Origin of the sequence: Persicitalea sp., assembly GCF_041751555.1 — a bacterium.
Taxonomy (GTDB): Bacteria; Bacteroidota; Bacteroidia; order Cytophagales; family Spirosomataceae; genus Persicitalea.
The window spans coordinates 1-4,239 of sequence record NZ_JBGSXF010000569.1 but is presented as its reverse complement, the minus strand read 5'-3'; the positions used below and the strand labels follow the sequence as shown (position 1 = coordinate 4,239).

Sequence of the window (4,239 nt, the reverse complement as noted above, 5' to 3'; positions counted from 1 at the left end):
CTCAGGCCGATCCCCGAACCCGTTCTTTTAGTCGTATAAAAAGGAATGAAGATTTTCTCCAACGCCTCCGGCTCGATGCCGAATCCGTTGTCGCGGACGTTGATCGTGACGCGTTGATTGTCGGTGGAGTAGGCCTGGAGTTCAATGAGCGGTTCGGATTGCTCGCCGAAGGCTTCGAGGGCGTTCTTGATGAGGTTGATAAGCACCTGCTGCAATTGGTCGGGATCTGCCGTGATCGTTAATTGCTCGGGAAGTACCTCCATCTTGGACAAAACTCCGGCGGCGGTGAGGTCGGCTTGTAGTAGTTGTAATACTTCCTGTAAAATTTCCTTGACCAAAACTGTTCGCATATTAGGTTTGGGCAGAGTAGTAAAGTCGCGGTAGGCATTGACAAACTTCATCATGCCCTGACTGCGCTTTTCCAACGTTTGCAGGGCTTCCTTCAGGTCGCCGACGGCCTCATGGTTTTGATCCGTGGGTTCAATGTCCTCGTTCACAATCAGGCGCATCGTCCCGACCAGCGACACGATGGGCGTCATGGAATTCATGATTTCGTGGCGTAGTACCCGCGTCAGGTTCTGCCAGGCCTCCACCTCCTTCTGTTGCAGTTCGGTGCCGATATTCTGCAAAGCCACGATCCGCACCCAGGTACCACGCATTTGGATGGTAGTTCCCTGCACGGCCAACTGCTGGTCCTGCGGCGAGATGTACAGTTCGCGCACACCCGTTTCCAGATGCGACAGCATATCGAACAGACGTGGGTGTGTTTCTTTTAAATCAGACATCTGCCGAAGGCGGTAAATGTCCAGCATCCTCAGGGCAGAGTTGTTCACCAGGTTAACCCCGCCGCCCGCGTCGAACGTAATCAGACCAGTTCCGATGTGTTGCACGATAGCATTGAGGTACTGCAAGTTGGCCTCCTTCTCGGCCCGGGCCTGCCGGAAGGCCATCAGCACTTCGTTAAATTGCTGGTTGAGTTCCTGAAAGGTATCGCCCATTACGTTGTCAGCCCGGAACTTGATCGTAAAATCCGAGTACCGCACCGATTCCAGAAAGCGTACAAACTTGCGATTAAACGACGTGACGTAGGTGTAAAGCCCGTTTCCCAAAAAGAAAACGACTACCAACATCATCATGACCAGCATCCAGTTTGGCGGCGTCCGTGACACCAAATACCCTAGCCCCAGCCCAGCCATGACCAGGAGCAGAACACGCCAGAGAATGCCTATGGAGAAATGTTTCATAATCCGTATTTCTCCAACCTCCGATAAAGCGCTGCCCTACTCAACCCCAGTTCGCGGGAAGTGTCGGTGATGTTGCCGTTAAATCTTTTGAGAGCTTTGAGGATCATCGTCTTTTCCATGTCTTCCAGGTCGTAGGCCGTGGCTGAGGCATCATCGGGGCTCACGTTTTTCAGGAACATATCATCGGGTTGGAGGACTTTTTCCTGCGAAAGAATGACCGCCCGCTCGATAGCGTGCTGCAACTCGCGGATGTTACCGGGCCAGTCGTACTGTTGCATTTTTTTAAGAAGCGACGGACTGATGGATGTGACAGGTCGGTTGTACTTTTTCCTGAATTCTTTCAGATAATATTCCGCAAGTGGGGCGATGTCGTCGGGGCGTTCGCGGAGGGGCGGTAGTTCGAGTTCGATGGTGTTGATGCGGTAAAGCAAATCTTGCCGAAAGTCGTTTTGGGCTACCATCTTGTCGATGTCGCGGTTGGTGGCGCAGAGTAGTCGCACGTCCACCGCCACAGGTTTGTTAGAACCCACGCGCGTTACCTGCCGCTCCTGAATCACCGTCAATAACTTCGACTGTAAGGCCAGCGGCAAGTTGCCGATTTCGTCCAGAAAAATAGTGCCGCCCTGCGCTTCCTCGAAGCGTCCGGGACGGTCGTCGCGGGCGTCGGTAAACGCGCCTTTCACGTGGCCAAAGAGTTCGCTTTCAAACAGGTTTTCACTTAAAGCACCCAAATCTACGCATACAAAAGGTTTTTTGTTACGCTGCGAGAGGTCATGAATGTGTTTCGCCAATTGGGTTTTGCCCGTGCCATTATCCCCCAGGATCAAAATATTAGCGTCGGTAGGGGCTACGCGCTCAGCGGTATCGAGGACGTGACGCATCGATTCGCTTTGGGCAACGAGGTTGTTCTTGGAGGCTTTTGCTGCCGCCGTTTCTACGACTTCCCCATCGGCACTTTTGCCATCCAACGCCTTTTCCAGCGTCGCCAGTAGTTTGTCATTTTCCCAGGGTTTCAACACGAAGTCCGTCGCTCCGGCCTTTATAGCGCGTACAGCCATTTCCACGTCACCGTAAGCCGTGACCATGATAACGGTCATCTTGGGAGAATGATCCAGGATGCGGTCAAGCCATTGAAACCCCTCGCGCCCGCTGCTGACATCGCGCGTGAAATTCATGTCGAGCAGAATGGCGTCGTACTCACCGTTGTTGAGTAAGAATGGTATTTTTTCGGGATTTTTCTCAATGTCGGCTTGTTTTAAATGGCGCTTTAAGAGCAGCTTGGCAGCACTTAGGACATCTACATCGTCATCGACTATGAGTAATTTGGTTTCGGAGAGGAGCATTTGAATGTATGGTGACTCGAGTTTAAAGGCGCAAAGTGATTTGATTTTTTGTTGAGTTCAATAAATATGCCGACAAAAACGGCATTTGCTAAGGGATTAACAAAGAAACGATTAGGAATACGCCTATTTGTCACGACTGTCCGCTGCCGGACAAGGGTGTCCGATAATGAACACTAAACGATTTGCGAATAAACAAAAGACTACTGAAAACCAGAACTTTAATTGAACGTTACTTCTCTGGCATAAGGATTGAAGATAGTATTGGCAAACGACGAAACTAATTGTCAAAAATATTACGACGATGCTATCTTGGCGAAGTCATTCATAATTCATCACCCATCATTAAACTCAATGGCCACCGACTTAAAACCTTCACCCTTCGGCAAAATGCCCGATTCTGCCCTTAGCCAATCCGGCATGGACAAGGGAAAAAAGAAAAAATTCTGGACCCCTAAACGCATCGGCTATATTGTGGCGGGTACTTTGCTGCTGGCTTTTATTCTCTACCAGCTCATCTGGGCCGACAAACGCTCCAAGCTCAACGTCGAGCAAGACAAGGTAACGATTTCTACCGTGAGCCAGGGAGAATTCGATGAATTCATCGTCGTGACGGGCGTCGTGCAGCCACTCAAAACCATTCAACTCGACGCCATTGCAGGCGGCTACGTTACACAGAAGATGGTGGAAGGCGGCAACATGGTGGAGGAGGGGCAGGTACTGCTCCGACTCGAAAACCAGACCATGAGAATAAGTTTCCTGAATCAGGAAACGGAAGCCAACCGCCTGGTGAACGAACTGCAAAATACCCGGCAGCGGCTGCGGGTCGAGCGCTTCAACCTCCAAAAGACGCTCAGTGATCTGGACTTCCAGATTGCCCAGGCTAAAGACGCCCACGAGCGTAACGTGATGCTCTACCGCGACAAGGTGATTCCCGAAGCGGACTTTCTCCTCACCAAGCGCGAATTTGAGCGGCTCTCCCAACAAAGGGCTATCGAAATAGAGTCGCAGAAGTACCAGGAGGAGAACGCCAAAATGCAGATCGAGCAGTTGGAGGGAACATTGGTCAATACCCAAAAGAACGTGGCCCTTTGGCGGCAGACGCTCGACAACCTGGTGGTAAAAGCCCCCGTCCGCGGACTGCTTTCTTCGATGAACGTGGAAATAGGCTCGAACATCAACCAGGGCCAGAACATCGGCCAAATCGACGACCTCGACGGCTTCAAAATGCGCGTCGATGTGGATGAGCACTACATTTCCCGGATTTTCGTCGGCTTAGGTGGTAGTATGGATTTCGACGGAGAACCTTACGCTCTGGAAATCGTAAAGATATATCCCGAAGTGAGCAGCGGACGCTTTCAGGTCGATATGCGCTTCGCGAAGGGCGCGCCCGAACGCATCAAGCGCGGGCAGTCTGCTCCAATTCGTCTCCAACTTGGCCAGCCTTCCAAAGCTACTCTACTGCCCGTCGGCGGGTTCTTCTCCGACACGGGCGGCAACTGGGTGTATGTCGTAGAAAAAGAAGGCAACCGTGCCACGAAGCGCAACATTACTTTGGGCCGGAAAAATCCTGAATTTTATGAAGTACTCGAGGGCTTGCAGACAGGTGAGAAAGTCATTACCAGTTCGTACGAAAACTTCGGCGACAACGAAGT

Annotated in this window: 3 protein-coding genes; 1 reads left to right on the top strand and 2 read right to left on the bottom strand. The window is 51.5% G+C overall.

Annotated features, from left to right (window positions below; translation table 11 throughout):
* Positions 1–1,244: PAS domain-containing sensor histidine kinase (locus ACEW8P_RS20205; RefSeq protein ID WP_373514882.1), on the bottom strand; the 1,244-nt coding region annotated here is incomplete at its 3' end.
* Entirely contained in the window at positions 1,241–2,587 is a 1,347-nt protein-coding gene (locus tag ACEW8P_RS20200; protein WP_373514881.1) for a sigma-54-dependent transcriptional regulator, read from the bottom strand. The genes ACEW8P_RS20200 and ACEW8P_RS20205, both read right to left, overlap by 4 nt.
* Before the next feature lie 417 nt (positions 2,588–3,004).
* Between ACEW8P_RS20200 and ACEW8P_RS20195 the strand changes: the two genes are divergently transcribed.
* Positions 3,005–4,239 (top strand): efflux RND transporter periplasmic adaptor subunit (locus ACEW8P_RS20195; RefSeq protein ID WP_373514883.1); only part of this gene is annotated, 1,235 nt, incomplete at its 3' end.

Coding starts and splice junctions, on each gene's coding strand:
- ACEW8P_RS20200 (WP_373514881.1), bottom strand. CDS start 2,587: ATGCTCCTCTCCGAAACCAAATTACTCATAGTCGATGACGATGTAGAT.